This is a genomic window from Sphaerisporangium siamense (genome assembly GCF_014205275.1).
Lineage (GTDB): Bacteria > Actinomycetota > Actinomycetes > Streptosporangiales > Streptosporangiaceae > Sphaerisporangium > Sphaerisporangium siamense.
On record NZ_JACHND010000001.1, the window covers coordinates 7,166,529 to 7,183,974 of the forward strand.

Here is a 17,446-nt window from a genome sequence, read left to right on the forward strand (position 1 = left end):
GACCGGCTCCGGAAACACGACGTCCTCGCGGGGACGGCGCCCCGCGAGGACGTGAGGGACCCGCTCAGCGGGCCCGGTGGATCACAGGCCGACGCAGGCCAGGGCCTGCTGGTAGGCGGCCACGCTGGCCTCGCCGTCGTCCATCCGCTCCAGGGCGGTGGCGGCGGTCAGCCAGCCCTCGGCCGTCTTGCGCGTGACCGGCGAGGAGGACAGCAGGTCCTCGGCGGCGACGAGCTCGGCGGCGGCCTCCTCCGTGCGCCCGAGCGAGAGCAGGGCGTTGCCGAGCACGAGGTGGGCGTCCGCGCGCACGGAACGGGGACGCTCCTGGGCCAGTTCGTTGGCCCGGCGGGCGTACCCGGCGGCCTTGTCGGGGTTGTGGAGGGCCATCTCGACCTTGGCCAGCTCGACGGCGCACCGGGCGCGGTCGGCGACGCTGCCGGAGCTCTCGGTCAGCTCGCGCTCGCCGCGCAGGAACAGGTCGCGGCACGCCTCGGCCTCCGCCGGGCTGGCCCGGAACCGCAGGACGGCGACGGCCAGCCGCAGCCGGGCCAGGTTGCGCGGCTCGGCGCCGTTCTCCGACTGGATGGCGAGGGCGCGTTCGCCGAAGGCCAGGGCCTCGGCGATGCGGCCGGTGCGCTCGGCGACGATGGCGGCGTTCCAGCAGGCGGCGACGGTGGCACGGGGGGTGCCGAGCATCTCGGCGGCCGACAGCAGCTCGGCGGCGAACTGCTCGGCCCTGAGCATGTCGTTGCGCAGCTCGTAGGCGGACAGCAGCGTGGCCCCGAGCTCGACGAGGTCGTCGGTCCAGGCGGGGCGGGCCGGGCCGATGATGGCCTCTTCGCCGACGCGCACGGCGGCGGCGAGGTCGCCCGACTCGCGGTAGCACCGGGAGAGCGCGATGGCGACGGCGATGGAACGGTCCGGAGGCAGCGGATCGCTACCGGGCTCGCGCAGCCGGCACAGGACGGAGATCGCCTCGTCGAGGTCCCCGCACGCCTCGCTGGCCAGGGCGTAGCCGTATTCGGCCTCCTGGCGCAGGGAGATGAGGCCGGCGAGGCTGCCGTCCTCCAGCAGCTCGGCGTAGCGCCGCCGCGCCTCGGTGACCTCACCGTTGTTGAGGGCGAGGCTGGCGTACCGCAGGCCGAGCTCCAGCTCCTGCATCTGCTCGGCGGTGACACCGTTGATCAGATATGTCAGCGAGCAATCGAGCTTGGCCGCCAGCAGTTCCAGAACCGCCGCCGTCGGCGTACGCTTGCCACTCTCAATGAGTGACACATAACTGTCTGAGAGTTCAGGGTGCGCCAGTTGTGCTTGCGAAAGACCACGCTGGCGACGAATCGTCTTGATTCGCTGGCCTATGAGATCTTGACCAGTCACTGGCACTCCTTGAAGATGTAAAGCCCCGACAACTGCCACGAACGGGAGTTCTCCATGCGTCGTCGCCGTCTCGCCCTCTCGGCCCTGAGCGTATGCTTCCTCGCCCTGCTGGGCGTCGGAGCCAATGCTATGACTGCCGAAGCTTCCACGTCTTCCCATCTCATGGCAAACGACTTCCCTTGCTGCTGATTTGTGACTCAACAGGCACGTAGCGCGAGAAACAGGTCAACCCTGTCCGCCATAGAGGACAGGTTCCGTCCTGTGAGCTCCTCGACCCGCTGAATGCGGTAGCGCACCGTGTTGACATGCACGTGCAGCCGCGCCGCGCATCCGTTCCAGGAGCCGGCGCAGTCGAGAAACTCCTCAAGGGTACGGACCAGCTCCGACCGGTGACGCCGGTCGTACTCGAAAAGCGGTTCCAAGATCCGCTGCGCGAACGATCGCCGCACCTCGTCGGGCACGGTGGCCAGCAGAAGATCACAGGTGTAGATCTCATCGCTGGTCACCACCCCTCCACCTCGCGCCTCCGCAAGACGCCGCGCGTGAGCCGCCTCTTCCGCGCCCCCGCGGACGGCTCCGGGCCCGGTCAGGACGGCGCTCACGCCGACTGACACCCGCACCTGCCGGTGACCGGCCTGGAGCGTCGCCACTCCGTCCCTCAGCAGGCCCAAAACCGCGTGCACACTACGGTGCACATGCGTTCGGTCTTGCAATTGCACGGTAAGTCGCACGGGCACCTCTGCGCCAGGCCTGTCTTCCCATTTTTCTTTCTTCTCTCGTGCCGTGTTCGGTTCGTCCTCGCGCGCCCCGGAGCCGGAAAACGCCCGCAGAGGGACGATCGCGACGGCTCCCGCCATGTCTCCGGCCTGCACGGCGGCCACCACGCGGCGGGCCAGCGACTCCTCCAGCACCCGCCCGCCCAGCTCGGCCGGGCCCGGCCCGGCCGCCGCGCCGGGCGGCGCGGCCGTCGCGGCGACCATGACGTACGGCTCCGCGGCGCCGATGCCGCAGGTGCGCAGCCGCGCCGCCAACTCGGCCGCGTCCGGGGCCGCTGAGCGGGCGAGCGCGACGAGCTGCCCCGCCAGCCGTCGCTCCACCCGTCGCCCCTCCTCGGCCCGGCCCCGCGCGAGCGCCGCGCAGGCCGCCAGTTCGAAGCCTACGTCCGCACGGTCCAGCAGGTCGGACCCGAGCACCAGCGCCCAGCCCGCCGCCCGGTGCGTGCGATCCACCGCGAACAACGTGTACGGCCCGTCCGGGGTGCGGGCCACGTGCGGCAGCCGGGGCGCGGCGAGGAACTCGCGGGCCAGCCGCGCCGCGAGACCGCCGTCCAGGTCGCCGGCCACCACCGTGCCGGTGGCCGACACGACCGCGCCCTCGACGCCCAGCTCACGGCGGGTCAGCGCGCACAGCTCCTCCAGGCCGCCGCCCTCGGCGACGGCGGCGACGATGCGGCGGTGCAGGCCGAGCGCGCCGCGCGGGTCGGCCAGGCGCGCCTCCACCTTCTCCCCCAGCGTGCGGAAGGAGGTCTCCTCCGGCACGTCGAGCAGCGGAAGGTCATGCGCGCGGCACGCCTCGGCCAGGTCGCGCGGCACATCGCCGAGCAGCGCGCGCCCGGCGCCGAGCGCGGCGACCCCGGCGGCGGCGAGGGCCTCGACGAAGCGGCGCGAGTCGCCCGGCTCGCGCCGCCACATGAGCCCGGTGAGCACCAGCTCGCCGCCGGACAGGTACCTGCCGGGGTCGGGCAGGTCGGTGATGTGCACCCCGGAGAACGGCCGGTCCAGATGGGCGGGATCCGACAACAGGGTCAGCCCAAGCTCCCCCATGGCGATCAGCTCGCGTATCCGCATCTCTCCAGGCTAACCAGGATCTTTTGGAGGAACCTCCAAGTGGCCCGCCCACCCACCCGGGCGTTTCGCGGTCCGGCGCATAGGACCGTCACCGCCCGGCTGATGTACTGCCGTTGTGACGCACACCGCCAGCGGCCGCGGCCAGGACCAGGGCGTCGGGACGAGCGCGCCCCGGCCGGACGGCGCGCTCAAGGTCACCGGCGAGTTCGCCTACGCGTCGGATCTCTACCTGGCCGGCATGCTCTGGGGTGCGACGCTGCGCTCCCCGCACCCGTCGGCGTGGATCCGCGCGATCGACCCCGGCCCCGCGCTGGCGATGCCCGGCGTGCGCGCGGTGCTCACCCACGAGGACGTCCCCGGGCTCAAGTTCTACGGCCTGGAGCACAGGGACCAGCCCGTGCTGGCCGTCGACCAGGTCCGCTACCAGGGCGAACCTGTCGTGATCGTCGCCGCCGACCACCCGGAGACCGCCCGGCGCGCGGCGGCGGCCGTCCGCGTGGAGTACGCGCCGCGCGAGGCCGTCACCGACGCGCGGCGCGCGCTGTTCGACCCGGACTGCCCGGCGGTGGGGCCGGACGGCAACGTCGTGCGCCACCAGCCCGTGCGGGTCGGCCGCGTGCCCGAGCCCGGGACGCCCGGGGCCGCGGAGGTCGTCGTGACCGGCGAGTACGAGGTCGGCATGCAGGACCAGGCGTTCCTCGGCCCCGAGTCCGGCCTCGCCGTGCCCGCCGAGGACGGCGGGGTGGACCTCTATGTCGCGACGCAGTGGCTGCACGTCGACCAGGACCAGATCGCGCCGTGCCTGGGGCTGCCCAAGGAGAAGGTGCGGCTGGCGCTCTCCGGGGTGGGCGGCGCGTTCGGCGCCCGCGAGGACCTGTCCATGCAGGTCCACGCCGCCATGCTGGCCCTGCGCACCGGCCGGCCGGTCAAGATGGTGTACGGCCGCGAGGAGTCGTTCTTCGGGCACGTCCACCGGCACCCCGCGCGCATGCGCTACGAGCACGGCGCCACCCGCGACGGCAGGCTGGTGCACGTCAGGGCCGAGATCGTCCTGGACGGGGGCGCGTACCGCTCCTCCTCCCCCGCCGTCGTCGGCAACGCCGCCTCGCTCGGCGTGGGCCCGTACGAGGTGCCCAACATCGAGATCGACGCCTACGGCGCCTACACCAACAACCCGCCGTGCGGCGCGATGCGCGGATTCGGCGCGGTGCAGGCGTGCTACGCCTACGAGTCGCAGATGGACAGGCTCGCCGAGGCGTGCGGCCTGGACCCGGTGGAGATCCGGGTGCGCAACGCGGTGTCCCAGGGGTCGAGGCTGGCGACCGGCCAGGTCATCGACTCCCCCGCGCCGCTGGCCGCCATGCTGCGCGAGCTGGCCGCGATGCCCCTGCCCGCCGCGGACCGGCCCGCCGACCTGCGGGCGCTGCCCGGCGGGGTGGCCCAGACGACGCACGGCGAGGGGGTGCGGCGCGGCGTCGGGTACGGGGTGGGCATCAAGAACATCTGCTTCTCCGAGGGGTTCGACGACCACTCGACCGCGCGGGTGCGGCTGGAGCTGGCCGGCGACTCGCTGCACGTGCATGTGCACACCGCGGCGGCGGAGGTGGGGCAGGGACTGGTGACGCTGCAGGCGCAGATCGCCCGCACCGAGCTCGGCGTCGAGCTGGTGACCGTCGCCCCCGCCGACACCTCGGTCGGCTCGGCGGGCTCCACCTCGGCCTCCCGGCAGTCGTACGTGACCGGCGGGGCGGTCAAGGCCGCGTGCGAGGCGGTGCGCGAACGACTGGACGCGCTGCGCGCCGGACGTCCCGGGCTCACGGCCGAGGAACTGGTGGCGCGGTACGGGCCCATCGAGGAGACGCGCGAGTACCGCCACCGGCCCACCTTCCCCATGGACCCGGTCACCGGGCAGGGCGACTCCCACACCCAGCTCGCCCTGTGCGCGCACCGCGCCGTGGTGGACGTCGACGTGGAACTGGGGCTGGTCAAGGTGGTCGAGCTGACCGCCGTCCAGGACGTGGGCAAGATCCTCAACCGGTCGGCGCTGGAGGGGCAGATCCACGGCGGGTCGGCCCAGGGGCTCGGGCTCGCGCTCATGGAGGAGATCCAGGTCCGCGACGGGCGGGTGCTCAACCCGTCCTTCACCGACTACCTGATCCCCACCATCCTCGACATGCCGCCCATGCGCCTGTCGATCCTGGAGAACCCCGACCCGCACGCGCCGTACGGCCTGCGCGGGGCCGGCGAGCCGCCCACCCTGTCCTCGACCCCGGCCATCGTCGCCGCCGTCCGCGCCGCCACCGGCCTGCCCCTCGCCCGCGTCCCGATCCGCCCCCACGACATCGCCCTGACCTGAACCCGGCCCTCCCGCCGCCCCACCATCGCCGCAGGCTCGGGCATTCCGGGTGTGGGAGGTCGGGGTCCGGGAGTTCGGGGTCAGCCGTCGCCGCGCTCGCAGGCGACGCCGTCGCCGTCCCGGTCGGGGTACCAGGCGTACTCCTCGTGGACGCCCTTGGTGTAGGGGCCGTAGCCCGCGGCGTTGGCGGCCTGGCAGGTCGGGAAACGCGGGTCGGCGGTGCGGCGGCTCGTCGGAAGGGCGCCCGAGGACTTCGCGTCGGGCGTCCGCCCGCCGGACTCGCTCAAGGTCGGCGTCCGCCCGCCCGTGGCCGCCGGGCCACCGACGGGCTGCGTGCCCGTGGCCTGCGCGGACGGCGCGCCGAGGTACGGGGTGCCACTGGAGGTCGGCGCGATCGGCACCCGGCCGCCGGAGGACGGCTGCCCGGACGGGACGGTCGCCCCGGGCGAGGCGGCGGGGTCGGCCGGACCGGTGGGCGCGCCGGTGGCGCCCGAGCCGGGCGCGCAGGTCGCGGCGGCCCCGGGCGCGCCGGTCGCCGCGGGGTCGGTGACCCCGCCCCCTGGGGACGTCCCCTGACCGGTGCCGTTCTGCGGATCCTGCTGCCCGGTCCCGTTCAACGGCCCCTGCCCCGTGCCGTTCTGGGAACCCTGGCCGCTGCCGTTCTGAGAGCCCTGACCTGTGCCGTTCTGAGAGCCCTGACCTGTGCCGTTCTGGGAACCCTGGCCCGTGCCGTTCTGGGAGCCCTGCTGGCCGGTGGTGCCGGGTGGGGGGACCTGGCCGGTGCCTCCGGACGGGGTGGTCTGGCCGGGGGCGTCCGGGGGCAGCGTGTAGGGCCGGCCGGTGTCCGGGGCGCTGGGCGGGCAGGTGGTGGCGGGGGCGCTGGGGGTGGCGCCGTGGCCGAAGAGGCGGGCCACCATCACGTCGGCGGCCTCCTTGGTCAGGCCGGAGATGCTGAAACTGTCGCCGGTGAGCTTCTGGGCGACCCGCGGCGCCGTCACGACCCTGTCGCTCACCACGACGGCGAGCAGTTCGTTCAACGAGTCCTCGGTGAGGGAGGCCAGCCGGTCGCGGCTCTCGGGCACGGGGACGACGCGGACGGAGTAGGAACCGTCGGCGTCACCGACGGCCTCGACCTTCAGCACGGAGGTGACGGTGACCCCGGGGGCGAGCTGGTAGCAGGTGGTGCCCGCGTCGTCGAGCACGGCGTCCCCTCCGGGGCTCGGGCAGGGGGCGGGCCGGGTGCCGGTCACCGGGGCGAAGTGGATCGTGGCGGCCAGGCGGCTCGGCGCGGGCGCGCCTAAAGGACGGTCGGGCTGGCGGGTCATGAGCACGGCGATGGTGGCGACGACGCCGGTGACGATGACGACCACGATGAGCCCAGCGAGCAGGGCGACGGTGGTCGAGCGCGAGGCGCGCGGCGGCCCCTGCGGGCCGGCGGGGGTCGAGGGGTCGCCGGGCCCGGCCGGCCCTCCGGGGCCGGAGCGGCCGCCGGGCGGCCGAGCGCCGTGCCCCCCGGGGGGACCGCCCGCGCCGGGCACGCCCGTGCCGCCGGTGGGCACGCCGTGAGGATCCAGCGGCGCCTGTGACCGATCACCGTGATCGCCCGCCGACGGATTACGCATCCACACCCCTGTGCCAGACATCGCAGGGCCGAGCCTATCGAGGGTCCCGGCTTCGGGCTAACCGAGCACGAAAGATCCCGAAGCCCGTTCTAGGCTGGAGGCGTCCTGACAATCTGCCACGTACCTGGGCTGATTCCTGCCAACCTGCTCCGTGGTCGGCGCCCGGCAGGGCACGCAAAGTAGGAGAGGACAGGCCGAAAGGGTCACCCCCCGCCCCCGCGGACGTTCATGGCGCCGCCGGGACGGGCGGCACCGGGGGTCACGGCGGGAAGACGGCGCGAGCCGGGGCCGGATCCCGCGATGGTCGCGAGGGCAGCACCAGGCGAATCCCACAGGGAGACAGGGCTCCCGGCGGCGGGCCGCGCGACCGGTCCCGCCGCCACGGGCGGCCACCGAGTCAAGGAGGACTCATGAAAGTCGGCGTTCCCCGAGAGGTGAAGGATCAGGAGCACCGCGTGGCGCTCACGCCCGCGGGGGCGAACGAGCTGGTCAGGCACGGCCACCAGGTGTTCGTCGAGCAGGGCGCGGGCGAGGGCTCGTCCATCCACGACGGCGACTTCCGCGCCGCGGGCGCCGCGATCCTCGGTTCGGCCGAGGAGGTCTGGCGCGAGGGCGACCTCATCCTCAAGGTCAAGGAGCCCGTCCCTTCCGAGTACTCGCTGCTGCGCGAGGGCCAGGTCCTGTTCACCTACCTGCACCTGGCCGCGTCGCGGAAGCTGACCCTGGCCATGGTGGAGTCCGGGGTGACCGGCATCGCCTACGAGACCGTGCAGCTCGCCAACGGCGCGCTGCCGCTGCTCGCGCCCATGTCGGAGGTGGCCGGGCGCCTCGCCCCGCAGGTGGGGGCCTACCACCTGATGCGGCAGGGCGGCGGCAGAGGGGTGCTCATGGGGGGTGTGCCGGGGGTGTACCCGGCCAAGGTGGTCGTGCTGGGCGCCGGGGTGACCGGCATGAACGCGGCGACCATCGCGCTCGGCATGCAGGCCGAGGTGCTGCTGCTGGACAAGAACATCGAGCGGCTGCGCCAGATCGACACGATCTACCGGGGGCACCTGCGGACCGTCGCGTCCAACGCCTACGAGATCGAGCGCGCCGTGCTGGACGCCGACCTGGTCATCGGGGCCGTGCTCGTGCCGGGGGCGCGGGCGCCGAAGCTGGTGACCAACGACCTGGTCTCGCGGATGAAGGACGGGGCCGTGCTGGTGGACATCTCGATCGACCAGGGCGGCTGCTTCGAGGACTCGCGCCCCACCACGCACGCGCACCCGACCTACCGGGTGCACGAGACGGTGTTCTACTGCGTGGCGAACATGCCGGGCGCGGTCCCGACGACCTCCACGTACGCGCTGACCAACGTCACCCTGCCCTACGTCCTGGCGATCGCCGACAAGGGCTGGCGGGAGGCGCTGCGCGACGACCGGGCGCTCGGGCACGGGCTGAACACGCACGCGGGCGTCCTCACCAGCCTTCCCGTCGGCGAGGCCCACGGCCTGGAGGCCGTGGACCCGTCCGCCGTGCTGCGCTGACCCCGGGGCGGGGCCCCGGGACTCAGGAGGAGGAGGGCGACGCCTGCGGCATCGAGCTCGCGGCCGGGCTCGGAACCGCGGTCGGGCTCACCGTCGGGATCGGCGCCTGCGCGGCCGTCTCGCTGGTGCTGCCCTTGCCGGTGCAGGTGGCGCCGTACTCGGGCGTGGTCTCGGGGTTCTGCTTGTACTTGGTGATGTACCTGCTCAGCTTGGGGTCGTCGACGCCCGTGAACTCCAGCTGGTGGTTCCAGGAGCTGGCCACCACGGGCGCCTTGAGGCCCGGGTAAGGGCTGAGCAGCAGGTAGTCGGTGGTGACCAGGGCCTTGAGCTTCTCGACCTGGTCCTTCGGGAGGTCGGGCCGGTAGGTGATCCACACCGCGCCGTGCTCCATGGAGTGCACGGCGTTCTCGTTGTTGAGGGCTTCGTCGTAGACGCCGCACTGCTGCCAGGTCGGGTTGTGCTCACCGCCGACGGGCGGGTTCTCCTTGTAGTTCACCTTGATCAGCGTGTGCTCGCCGTTCTTGTAGGTGAAGCTCTTGACGCCGTCGAGGGAGGTGGCGGCCCGGTCCTTGATGACGTACCAGCCGACCAGCCCGATCAGCAGGACGATGACGAAGGCCCCCGCTCCCCACATGAGCGTCGCCGTGCGCCGCTCCTTGCGCTTCTGCGCGGCACGCAGCTGGGCGAGTTGCTCTCGCCGCGCCTGCGTCCTCTCCTTGGCCATCAGTCCTCCAACGGCTGTTCATGACCCTTGAATGCTCAAGCTCCGATACTTATGTGGAGGATAGTGGGTGGGTAATAAGGTTTGCGCTCAAGCGCCCTGACAATCACTACTCTGGCTGGCAATGGCAACCATACGAACGCGCGTGATCCTCGTGGCCGTCATCACCTGCCTGGCCACGGTCGCGGCGATGCTGCTGATCACGGGCAGGTCCGGTCCCCCCGGAGACGCCTCCGCCGAGGCGGGGTTCGCCCGCGACATGGCGGTCCACCACGCGCAGGCGGTGGAGATGAGCTTCGCGGTCTACGACAAGACCGCGGACACGGCCCTGCGGGGCCTGAGCTACGACATCATCACCACGCAGACGGCCCAGCGCGGCATCTTCATGGGATGGCTCCAGCAGTGGGGCCTGACCCAGGCGACCACCCGGCCGGCGATGGCGTGGATGGCCGGCCACGGGCACGTGGCGCCCGGCACGCCCGCCACGATGCCGGGCATGGCGAACGACCAGGAGATGAAGAAGCTGCAGGCCGCCGGGGGCAAGGACGCCGAAATCCTGTTCCTGCAGCTCATGATCCGTCACCACGAGGGCGGCGTGCAGATGGCCAGGGCCGCGCTGAACCTGTCCAAGCGCTCCGAGGTCCGCTCGATCGCGCAGAACATCGTGGACACCCAGGACAGCGAGATCGGCTACATGACCGAGCTGCTCCAGGCGCGCGGCGCCAAGCCGTACCCCTCGATCCTCAACTGATCACCGGCCTGGAGCGCTCTCAGCGCTGGGCCATCTCCTCCGCGAGCGCGGCGGCGAAGGCGTCCACGTCCGCCTCGGTGGTGTCGAAGGCGGTCATCCAGCGCACCTCGCCCGTGGACTCGTCCCAGGTGTAGAAGCGGAAGCGCTTGCGCAGGCGGTCGGCGACGTCGCGCGGCAGCACGGCGAAGACGGCGTTGGCCCGGACCTCCCGGGTGACGGTCACCCCGGGCACGTCGCGGACGGCCGCGGCCAGCCGCGCCGCCATGGCGTTGGCGTTCCTGGCGTTGCGCAGCCACAGGTCGCCCGCGAGCAGCGCCTCGAACTGCACCGAGACGAAGCGCATCTTCGAGGCGAGCTGCATCGCGGTCTTGCGCAGGTAGACCAGCCCCCGCACGGCCGCGGGGTCGAGCACCACCACGACCTCGCCGAACATCAGGCCGGCCTTGGTGCCGCCGAAGGACAGGACGTCCACGCCGGCGTCGGTGGTGAGCGCGCGCAGCGGCACGTCCAGGGCGGCGGCGGCGTTGGTCAGGCGGGCGCCGTCCAGGTGGACCAGCATGCCGAGGTCGTGGCAGTGCGCGGCGATGGCGGCGATCTCACCGGGCGTGTAGAGCGTGCCGAGCTCGGTGCTCTGCGAGATCGACACCACGCGCGGCTGGGCGCGGTGCTCGTCGCCGAAGCCCCACGCCTGGCGGTCGATCAGGGCCGGGGTGAGCTTGCCGTCGGGGGTGGGGACGGTGAGCAGCTTGAGCCCGGCCGTACGCTCGGGCGCCCCGCCCTCGTCGGTGTTGATGTGGGCCGTCTCCGCGCAGACGACGGCCTCCCAGGGGGCGGTCATCGCGCGCAGGCCGACGACGTTGGCGCCGGTGCCGTTGAACACCGGCCACGCCTCGGCCCGCTCCCCGAAGTGCCGCCGGAACACCTTCTGCAGGTGGGCGGTGTAGGCGTCCTCGCCGTAGGCGACCTGGTGGCCGCCGTTGGCGAGGGCCAGCGCCTCCAGGACCTCCGGGTGGACTCCCGCGTAGTTGTCGCTGGCGAAGCCCTTGACCGCGGGGTCGTGGTGCCGTCGCGCCTGGGTCACGAGGTCAGGTCCCATCGGAGGCCGTTGACCTCGCCGGCCGGGCGGTCCCACAGGGCGGCGACGGCCTCGGCCAGGTCCTTGACGTCGGTGTAGCCGGGGAACTTGCGCTCGGGGCTCGCGGCGCGCATGGCGTCGTTCACCAGGGCCTTGATCACCAGGATGGTGGCCGCGGCGGGGGTGTCGCGCAACGCGTCGGCGAACGCGAGCGTCCACGCCTCGGCGGCGGCCTTGGCCGCGGCGTAGGCCGCGTTGCCCTGGGTGGGGCGCGCGGCGGCCGTGGCCGAGACGATGGCGAACCGGGCGTCGGGGCTGTCCCGCAGCAGCGGCTCGAAGGCGAGCGTGACGTGCTGCAGCGTGCGGACGAGCTGCCGGTGCAGGAAGTCCCAGTCGGCGAGGTCGGTCTCGGCGAAGGTCTTGGACCCCCGCCAGCCGCCGACCAGATGGACGACGCCGTCGGCCCGCCCGTGCTCCTCGGCCACGCGGGCGGCGAACGCGCGCACGGCCTCGGGGTCGGCGAGGTCGACGGCGTGGACGCCGGGGGCCTCGTCCAGCCCGGCGCCGATCACGGTGTCGCCGCGGGCGGCCAGGCGGGCGGCGACGGCCTCGCCCGTGGGGCCGCCCGCGCCGGTGACGACGACGACCCTGCCGGACGTGCTGGGCAACCCGTACGGTCCTGCCTGCTCGGTGGTGCTCACCCGCGGATTCCCTTCGTGGCCTCGACGACGCCGGACAGCTTACGGCGCAGGGCCTCGTAGAACATGCTCAGGGGGAACTCGTCGGGCAGGACCGCGTCCACGACCGCCTTCGGGAAGCCCTCGACGGGCAGGGCCTCCACGCCCTGGTGCCACACCGAGGCCGGGTGCGGGGCGACGTAGGCGGCGACGAGCTGGTGCGCGGCGAGCCAGTGCGCCAGCTTGGAGCGGTCGATGCCGTCGCGGTAGAGCTTCTCGACCTCGCCGCGCAGGTCGGCGACGCCGTCCGCCACGCGGTCCCAGTCGACGGCGAGCCTGTTGTCGGTCCAGCGCACGATGTCGTTGCGGTGCAGGTAGGCGAACAGGAGCTGCCCGCCGAGGCCGTCGTAGTTGCGCACCCGGTCGCCGGTGATCGGGAAGCGGAACAGCCGGTCGAACAGGATGGCGTACTGGACGTAGCGGGCGTGCGGCACGCCTTCCTCCTCCAGCTTCACCGCCTCGCCGAAGGCCGTCAGGTCGCAGCGCAGCTCCTCCAGCGAGTACAGCCAGTACGGCATGCGCTGCTTGATCATGAACGGGTCGAAGGGCAGGTCGCCGTGGCTGTGGGTCCTGTCGTGCACCAGGTCCCAGAGCACGAAGGTGTCCTGGGCCAGCTCCTGGCTGTCCAGCAGGCGGGCGGCGTCCGGCGGGAGCGCCAGCTTGAGCGTCTCGGCGGCGGCGCGGCTGACGGCGCGGAAGCGGGCGGCCTCGCGGTCACAGAAGATGGCGCCCCAGGTGAACCGCGGCGGGACCTCGCGCACGGCGACGGTCTCGGGGAACAGCACGGCGGAGTTGGTGTCGTACCCGGCGGTGAAGTCGACGAACTCGATCGGCACGAACATGGGGTTGTCGTAGCGCTCGCGCTCCAGGTCGGCCAGCCAGCCCGGCCAGACCGTGCGGATCCAGACGGCCTCCAGGTCGCGGTCGGGGTTGCCGTTCTGGGTGTACATCGGGAAGACGACCAGGTGCTCCAGGCCGTCGACGCGCTGGGCGTCGGGGTGGAAGGCGTTGAGCGAGTCGAGGAAGTCGGGCTTGCCGAAGCCCTCCGCCTCCCACTTGCGCAGGTCGGCGAGCACGGCGGCCAGGTACTCGGCGTCGTGGGGGTAGTTCGGGGCGAGCTTCTCGACCCCTTCGGCGACGCGGGCCACGATCGGGGCGGCCGCGGCGGCGTCCTCGATGGAGCCGTCCTTGGCGGTGAGCGGGCGCAGCTCCTCGACGGCCCGCTTGAGCGCGTCGGTGAGCGCGGCCACGCCGGGGTCGGCGGCGGCGCGCGCTCCGGCGGCCTCGGGGACGCGGGCGGCCCAGGTGACGACGTTGCCCCACAGGCGGGCGTGCCGGAGATCGCCGATGGAGTCGTCGCCGAACAGGTCGGAGTCGGCGAACACCACCACGCGTCCCTGCCCGTGGCGCAGCGCCACGGCCAGCGCGCGGCCGGCGGGGTCGGCGGCGGGCGAGGTCTCGAACAGCACGGCGGCGCCGGCGGACGGGGTGAGCACGCCCGCGCGGTAGAAGCACGCCTCGCGCGCCCCGGCGGTGAGGTTCTCGCCCTCGGTCGCGACCGGGCGGCCGAGCACCCAGGTGGCGACGCCGTTGTGGCAGTTGGCCGGGTCCTGCACGGTGGTGTGCTCGATCTCCACGCCGAACCGGGCGAGCAGGTCGGCGAGGTTGTTGCCGTACTTCTCCTGCTCGCACTCGGCGAGGACGATCAGGCCGCCGCCGCCCGCGACGTACCGCTCGATGGCGTCGATCTCCTCGACGGGCAGCGCGGGGCTGCCGCGCCCGATGGTGCGCTCCCAGCGGTCGCCGGAGGGGTGGGCGATGACGAACACGTCGTGGCCGGCCAGGAGGGCGGGCGTCACGGGGCCCTCGGTGTGCGCGGCGACGGCGTGTCCGAGACGACGCAGGACCTCCGCCGCGCGGGCGTAGCTGTTGTCGTCGGGATGAGCCGGGTTCATCGTCTCGGCGACCTCGCGCCGGATCGTCCACGACTCGTTGTGCGCCTCGTCGAACAGCACCCGCGGGAAAGCCCTCATGCCATCCCATCCCTTCGCTAGCGTAATTTCTCCAGCAACGCTGGGATCTATACGGAAAATATACACACAACATGGCTCATCACGGGAAACCTGTCGTCGCGGTGACCGCCCTCCACGGGCCCGGCCGGTGCGGAAACCCCTGTGGCGACGGGGTTTCCGGCGTGACGGCCGCGGTCCGGCTTTTCCGCCCCGCGGGGGACGGCGGGTCACCCGCCCGGCGGACGCGCCGCCCGCCCCCGCCCCCGTAGCGTCCACTCCGACACGGTGAAGAGCACCGTGCCCCCGCCCGGGGACGGTGGGCCCGCATCGGGCCGCCGTCCCCGCCTGCCCGAGAAAGCACGATGAACGTCATGCCGCGACTGTCCGACTCGATCGGCTTCCGAAGGTTCGCGACGGGCGCCGGCCTGATCCTCTCCGGCGCCTTCCAGCTCACCGCCACCCTCGTCGACCCGGGCACCTGGGGCGACTCCCGCGAGACCGTCAGCTTCGGCGACAACCCCGCCCTGGCCCAGCTCCAGTCCGCGCTCTACCACTGGAGCTGGGTGCTGCTCCCGATCTCCGTCATCGGCCTGCTGCACGTGCTGCGCAAGCGCGCGGTCGTGCTCGGCCACATCGCCGGGGTGCTCACCGTCCTCGGCTTCGTCAGCATCTCGGCGCTGCTGATGGGCGACCCCGTCGAGTGGTACTTCGGGCAGCACTACCCGCCCGACCAGGCCGACAAGATGTTCGAGGCGGTCTACGACCTGCCCGGCGTCGTGTTCGCCTTCCAGATGCCGTGGGTGTTCCTCGGCCCGATCGGCCTGGTGCTGCTGCTCGTCGCCCTGTGGCGCGGCGGGTTCGCCCACTGGTGGACGCTCGTCGTGGGAGTCGTGGCCTGGGGGTCGCCGTACGTCACCGAGTACGGCCCGATCAGCCTGATCTGGAGCGCCGGCAACCTGGCCGTCCTCGGCTACTACGGGATCAAGGTGCTGCGCATGGGGAACGCCCGCTGGGCCGAGTACTATCCCGTCCAGTCCGCGCCCGGCCGCACCACGCCCGACTCGTACGCGAACACCACCGCCTGAGCGCGGTCGCGCAGGCGCAGCTTCATCAGGACACGCGCGACATGGGTCTTCACGGTGGCCTCGCCGACGAACAGCTCCGCGGCGATCTCGGCGTTGGTGAGGCCGCGGGCCAGGTGGCGCAGGACCTCCAGTTCCCTCGGGGTCAGCTCGTCCAGCGCCGGCGGCCGCACCGGCTCGGGCCGCCCGGCGAAGGTCGCGATGACGCGGGTGGTGACCGCCGGGTCCAGCAGGCCCTCGCCGGCGGCGACCACCCGGACGGCCTCCACGAGCTGCTCGGGCGGCGACACCTTCAGCAGGAAGCCGCTCGCCCCGGCCCGCAGCGCGGCGTACAGGTTCTCGTCGGTGTCGAAGGTCGTCAGCACGACGATCTTCGGCGGGTCGTCCACCGCGGCGAGGATGCGCCCGGCGGCGGTCAGGCCGTCCATGACGGGCATCGTGATGTCCATGAGGACGACGTCGGGGAGCAGGCGGCGGGCCAGCGCGACGGCCTCGGCGCCGTCGGCGGCCTCGCCGACGACCTGCATGCCCGGCTCGGACTCCAGGACCATGCGCAACCCGGCGCGCACCATGGCCTGATCGTCGGCCACGACGACGCGGATGGACATGCGGGGCTCCTTCCGGTCGGGTACGCGGCGCGGGCCGCCGGGCCCGGCTCCGGCCCGTGGCGCTCCGCACCCCCCTGGCCTGGACCCTAACGCCCCGCCGTCCTCGCCACCACGCCGGACGGCCGCCTCGCAAGCCGTCCACAAGCGGGCTTCAAGTGACCCCTAGATCATTGGCGCTGTCGCAGATCGTTCAACGGGCGATTGCAAGTGCGTGACGGGGGCCGAATCCGCCTTGAACGCCGCCCTCCGCACTGCGACCCTGGAGTCACCCACGGTCCTGAATCAGGAGGCGGTAATGCCCCGCCCGCACCACCTACTCGCGGGGTTAGGCGTCGTCGCGTCGCTCGGCCTCACGATGCACCCGCACCCCAGCGGCTCCACCGACCGCGTGACCCCCGGAACGGTCCGCGTGGAGTCCCGCGCGCACGTGTCGATCAACCTCTCCGACGACCGCGGCAAGATCCGCAACTTCGCCCGCGAGTACGAGACGCCGATCGGCGAGGGCAGCGGCTTCACCGTCACCCCCGACGGGGTCGTGGTCACCGCCACCGGCGTCGTCCAGGCCGGCCGCGACCCGCTGATCTACGCGGCCAACCGGGTCTTCGCCGAGTACTTCAAGGTCAAGGTGCCCGCCGACTTCGACAAGCACCGGCTGGACGACCCCGACCTGGACGCCCGGCTGCGCGCCTGCTACCCGCCGCAGGGCCGCGACTCGATCTGCCTGGCCACGGTCACCACCAAGATCACCGTCTTCCCGTACGCCGACCCGCCCGCGCCCGAGGGGTACCCGGCCGACCTGCTGCACCCGGGCTCCTCGGCGGGCGCCCCGGCCGTGCTGAAGATCACCAAGGGTGCCGAGGACGGCACGCTGCCGACGGTCCCGCTCGGCACCGCCCTCGCGAGCGGCGTCGAGTCCGTGGACGTCGCCGGGCTGCCGTCCCGCCCGAGCGCCAAGGCGCCGCCCAAGGTGCAGACCGCCCACCTCGACCCGCCCGGCGGGCGCACCTTCAAGGCCGCCGAGCGTGAGAAGCTCGACGCCTTCCTCGACGACGACGGCAACGGCGCGGCGGTGGTCGACGACGCCAAGAGCGAGGTCGTGGGCCTGATCACCGGCGGCGACGGCGTCCAGACGCTGACGCCCGTGGAGGACGTGCGCGCGGCCCTGGTCGCCGCGGGCGTGACCGCGCGCAGGGGCCCGGTGGACACCGTCTACGAGACCGCGCTCGGCTCCTACCACAACAAGGCCTACACCACGGCGATCCCCGTGCTGGAGCAGGTGCTGCGGCTGCGGCCCGACCACGCCGTCGCCCAGGACCACCTGCGCGTCGCCCGCGCCAACCGCACCGCGCCCACCACCCGCCCGGCCGCGAGCGCGCCCGCCAAGAGCGGCACGGGCGTGCCGCCCATGCTGCCCGCCGCCATCGGCGTGGTCGCCGTGGGCGTGGTCGTCGCGGTGGCCGCGCCCCTGCTGCTGCGCCGCAGACGGCGGGAGAACCTCGCGCCGGAGGAGCGTCCGCCGGACGCCGTGACCGCCGCCTTCGCCCGGCCCGCACAGGGCACGCAGGCGATCCACGTCGCCGCGGGCGAGGGGCAGGGGGCCCCTCCCGCCGCGACCGACCCCGGGCAGACGCGGTTCTGCACGCAGTGCGGCATGCGCCTCGGCCAGGCGCACCGCTTCTGCGGCTTCTGCGGCAACCCGACCGACCAATGAGAAAGGCAGTCGCGGGGAACG

The 17,446-nt window shown here is 73.1% G+C and carries 13 protein-coding genes; 5 read left to right on the forward strand and 8 right to left on the reverse strand.

Annotated features, from left to right (window positions below; genetic code table 11):
- Positions 1 to 81 precede the first annotated feature (81 nt).
- Both BJ982_RS32650 and BJ982_RS32655 read right to left on the reverse strand, forming a co-directional pair.
- On the reverse strand, positions 82 to 1,416 hold the full coding sequence (locus BJ982_RS32650) for a helix-turn-helix domain-containing protein (RefSeq protein WP_307784619.1): 1,335 nt from the start codon (positions 1,414 to 1,416) through the stop codon (positions 82 to 84).
- A 158-nt stretch (positions 1,417 to 1,574) separates the two neighbouring features.
- Positions 1,575 to 3,224 carry a PucR family transcriptional regulator gene (locus BJ982_RS32655; RefSeq protein ID WP_184886458.1) on the reverse strand — a complete coding sequence of 550 codons (1,650 nt, stop codon included), beginning with the start codon at positions 3,222 to 3,224 and terminating at the stop codon, positions 1,575 to 1,577.
- Between the two features lie 115 nt (positions 3,225 to 3,339).
- On the opposite strand from BJ982_RS32655, the gene BJ982_RS32660 reads away from it, so the two are divergent.
- A complete protein-coding gene (locus BJ982_RS32660) occupies positions 3,340 to 5,580 on the forward strand; it encodes a molybdopterin cofactor-binding domain-containing protein (protein ID WP_184886460.1) in 2,241 nt (746 codons plus the stop codon).
- An 80-nt stretch (positions 5,581 to 5,660) separates the two neighbouring features.
- Here the strand turns inward: BJ982_RS32660 and BJ982_RS40725 are convergent, their stop codons facing one another.
- A complete protein-coding gene (locus BJ982_RS40725; protein ID WP_184886462.1) occupies positions 5,661 to 7,139 on the reverse strand; it encodes an excalibur calcium-binding domain-containing protein in 1,479 nt (492 codons plus the stop codon).
- Between the two features lie 473 nt (positions 7,140 to 7,612).
- Between BJ982_RS40725 and ald the strand changes: the two genes are divergently transcribed.
- Entirely contained in the window at positions 7,613 to 8,728 is a 1,116-nt protein-coding gene (gene ald, locus BJ982_RS32670; RefSeq protein WP_184886464.1) for an alanine dehydrogenase, read from the forward strand.
- 22 nt (positions 8,729 to 8,750) lie between these two features.
- On the opposite strand, the gene BJ982_RS32675 is transcribed toward ald, so the two are convergent.
- Positions 8,751 to 9,452 (reverse strand): thioredoxin-like domain-containing protein, encoded by a 702-nt coding sequence (locus BJ982_RS32675; protein ID WP_184886466.1) that lies wholly within the window; start codon positions 9,450 to 9,452, stop codon positions 8,751 to 8,753.
- Between the two features lie 121 nt (positions 9,453 to 9,573).
- Between BJ982_RS32675 and BJ982_RS32680 the strand changes: the two genes are divergently transcribed.
- A complete protein-coding gene (locus BJ982_RS32680; RefSeq protein ID WP_184886468.1) occupies positions 9,574 to 10,200 on the forward strand; it encodes a DUF305 domain-containing protein in 627 nt (208 codons plus the stop codon).
- 19 nt (positions 10,201 to 10,219) lie between these two features.
- Here the strand turns inward: BJ982_RS32680 and BJ982_RS32685 are convergent, their stop codons facing one another.
- Genes BJ982_RS32685 through BJ982_RS32695 form a run of 3 tightly spaced genes read right to left on the reverse strand, consistent with a single transcriptional unit; the run spans position 10,220 to position 14,045 of the window.
- Entirely contained in the window at positions 10,220 to 11,296 is a 1,077-nt protein-coding gene (locus tag BJ982_RS32685) for a threonine aldolase family protein (RefSeq protein WP_184886470.1), read from the reverse strand.
- Entirely contained in the window at positions 11,278 to 11,976 is a 699-nt protein-coding gene (locus tag BJ982_RS32690) for an SDR family NAD(P)-dependent oxidoreductase (protein WP_184886472.1), read from the reverse strand. The genes BJ982_RS32685 and BJ982_RS32690 overlap by 19 nt, the downstream gene beginning before the upstream one ends.
- Positions 11,973 to 14,045 (reverse strand): DUF6421 family protein, encoded by a 2,073-nt coding sequence (locus tag BJ982_RS32695; RefSeq protein ID WP_184886474.1) that lies wholly within the window; start codon positions 14,043 to 14,045, stop codon positions 11,973 to 11,975. Before BJ982_RS32695 ends, BJ982_RS32690 begins: the two co-directional genes overlap by 4 nt.
- Positions 14,046 to 14,395: 350 nt before the next feature.
- On the opposite strand from BJ982_RS32695, the gene BJ982_RS32700 reads away from it, so the two are divergent.
- Positions 14,396 to 15,109, forward strand: a complete 714-nt coding sequence (locus BJ982_RS32700) for a hypothetical protein (protein WP_184886476.1) — start codon at positions 14,396 to 14,398, stop codon at positions 15,107 to 15,109.
- Here BJ982_RS32700 and BJ982_RS32705 read toward each other — a convergent pair.
- Positions 15,046 to 15,714 carry a response regulator gene (locus tag BJ982_RS32705; protein ID WP_184886478.1) on the reverse strand — a complete coding sequence of 223 codons (669 nt, stop codon included), beginning with the start codon at positions 15,712 to 15,714 and terminating at the stop codon, positions 15,046 to 15,048. The genes BJ982_RS32700 and BJ982_RS32705 overlap by 64 nt on opposite strands.
- A 295-nt stretch (positions 15,715 to 16,009) precedes the next feature.
- Between BJ982_RS32705 and BJ982_RS32710 the strand changes: the two genes are divergently transcribed.
- Positions 16,010 to 17,425 carry a hypothetical protein gene (locus BJ982_RS32710; protein ID WP_184886480.1) on the forward strand — a complete coding sequence of 472 codons (1,416 nt, stop codon included), beginning with the start codon at positions 16,010 to 16,012 and terminating at the stop codon, positions 17,423 to 17,425.
- The last annotated feature ends 21 nt before the right edge of the window (positions 17,426 to 17,446 follow it).

Coding starts and splice junctions, on each gene's coding strand:
- BJ982_RS32655 (WP_184886458.1), bottom strand. CDS start 3,224: ATGCGGATACGCGAGCTGATCGCCATGGGGGAGCTTGGGCTGACCCTG.
- ald (WP_184886464.1), top strand. CDS start 7,613: ATGAAAGTCGGCGTTCCCCGAGAGGTGAAGGATCAGGAGCACCGCGTG.
- BJ982_RS32675 (WP_184886466.1), bottom strand. CDS start 9,452: ATGGCCAAGGAGAGGACGCAGGCGCGGCGAGAGCAACTCGCCCAGCTG.
- BJ982_RS32680 (WP_184886468.1), top strand. CDS start 9,574: ATGGCAACCATACGAACGCGCGTGATCCTCGTGGCCGTCATCACCTGC.
- BJ982_RS32685 (WP_184886470.1), bottom strand. CDS start 11,296: ATGGGACCTGACCTCGTGACCCAGGCGCGACGGCACCACGACCCCGCG.
- BJ982_RS32695 (WP_184886474.1), bottom strand. CDS start 14,045: ATGAGGGCTTTCCCGCGGGTGCTGTTCGACGAGGCGCACAACGAGTCG.
- BJ982_RS32700 (WP_184886476.1), top strand. CDS start 14,396: ATGCCGCGACTGTCCGACTCGATCGGCTTCCGAAGGTTCGCGACGGGC.
- BJ982_RS32705 (WP_184886478.1), bottom strand. CDS start 15,714: ATGTCCATCCGCGTCGTCGTGGCCGACGATCAGGCCATGGTGCGCGCC.
- BJ982_RS32710 (WP_184886480.1), top strand. CDS start 16,010: ATGCCCCGCCCGCACCACCTACTCGCGGGGTTAGGCGTCGTCGCGTCG.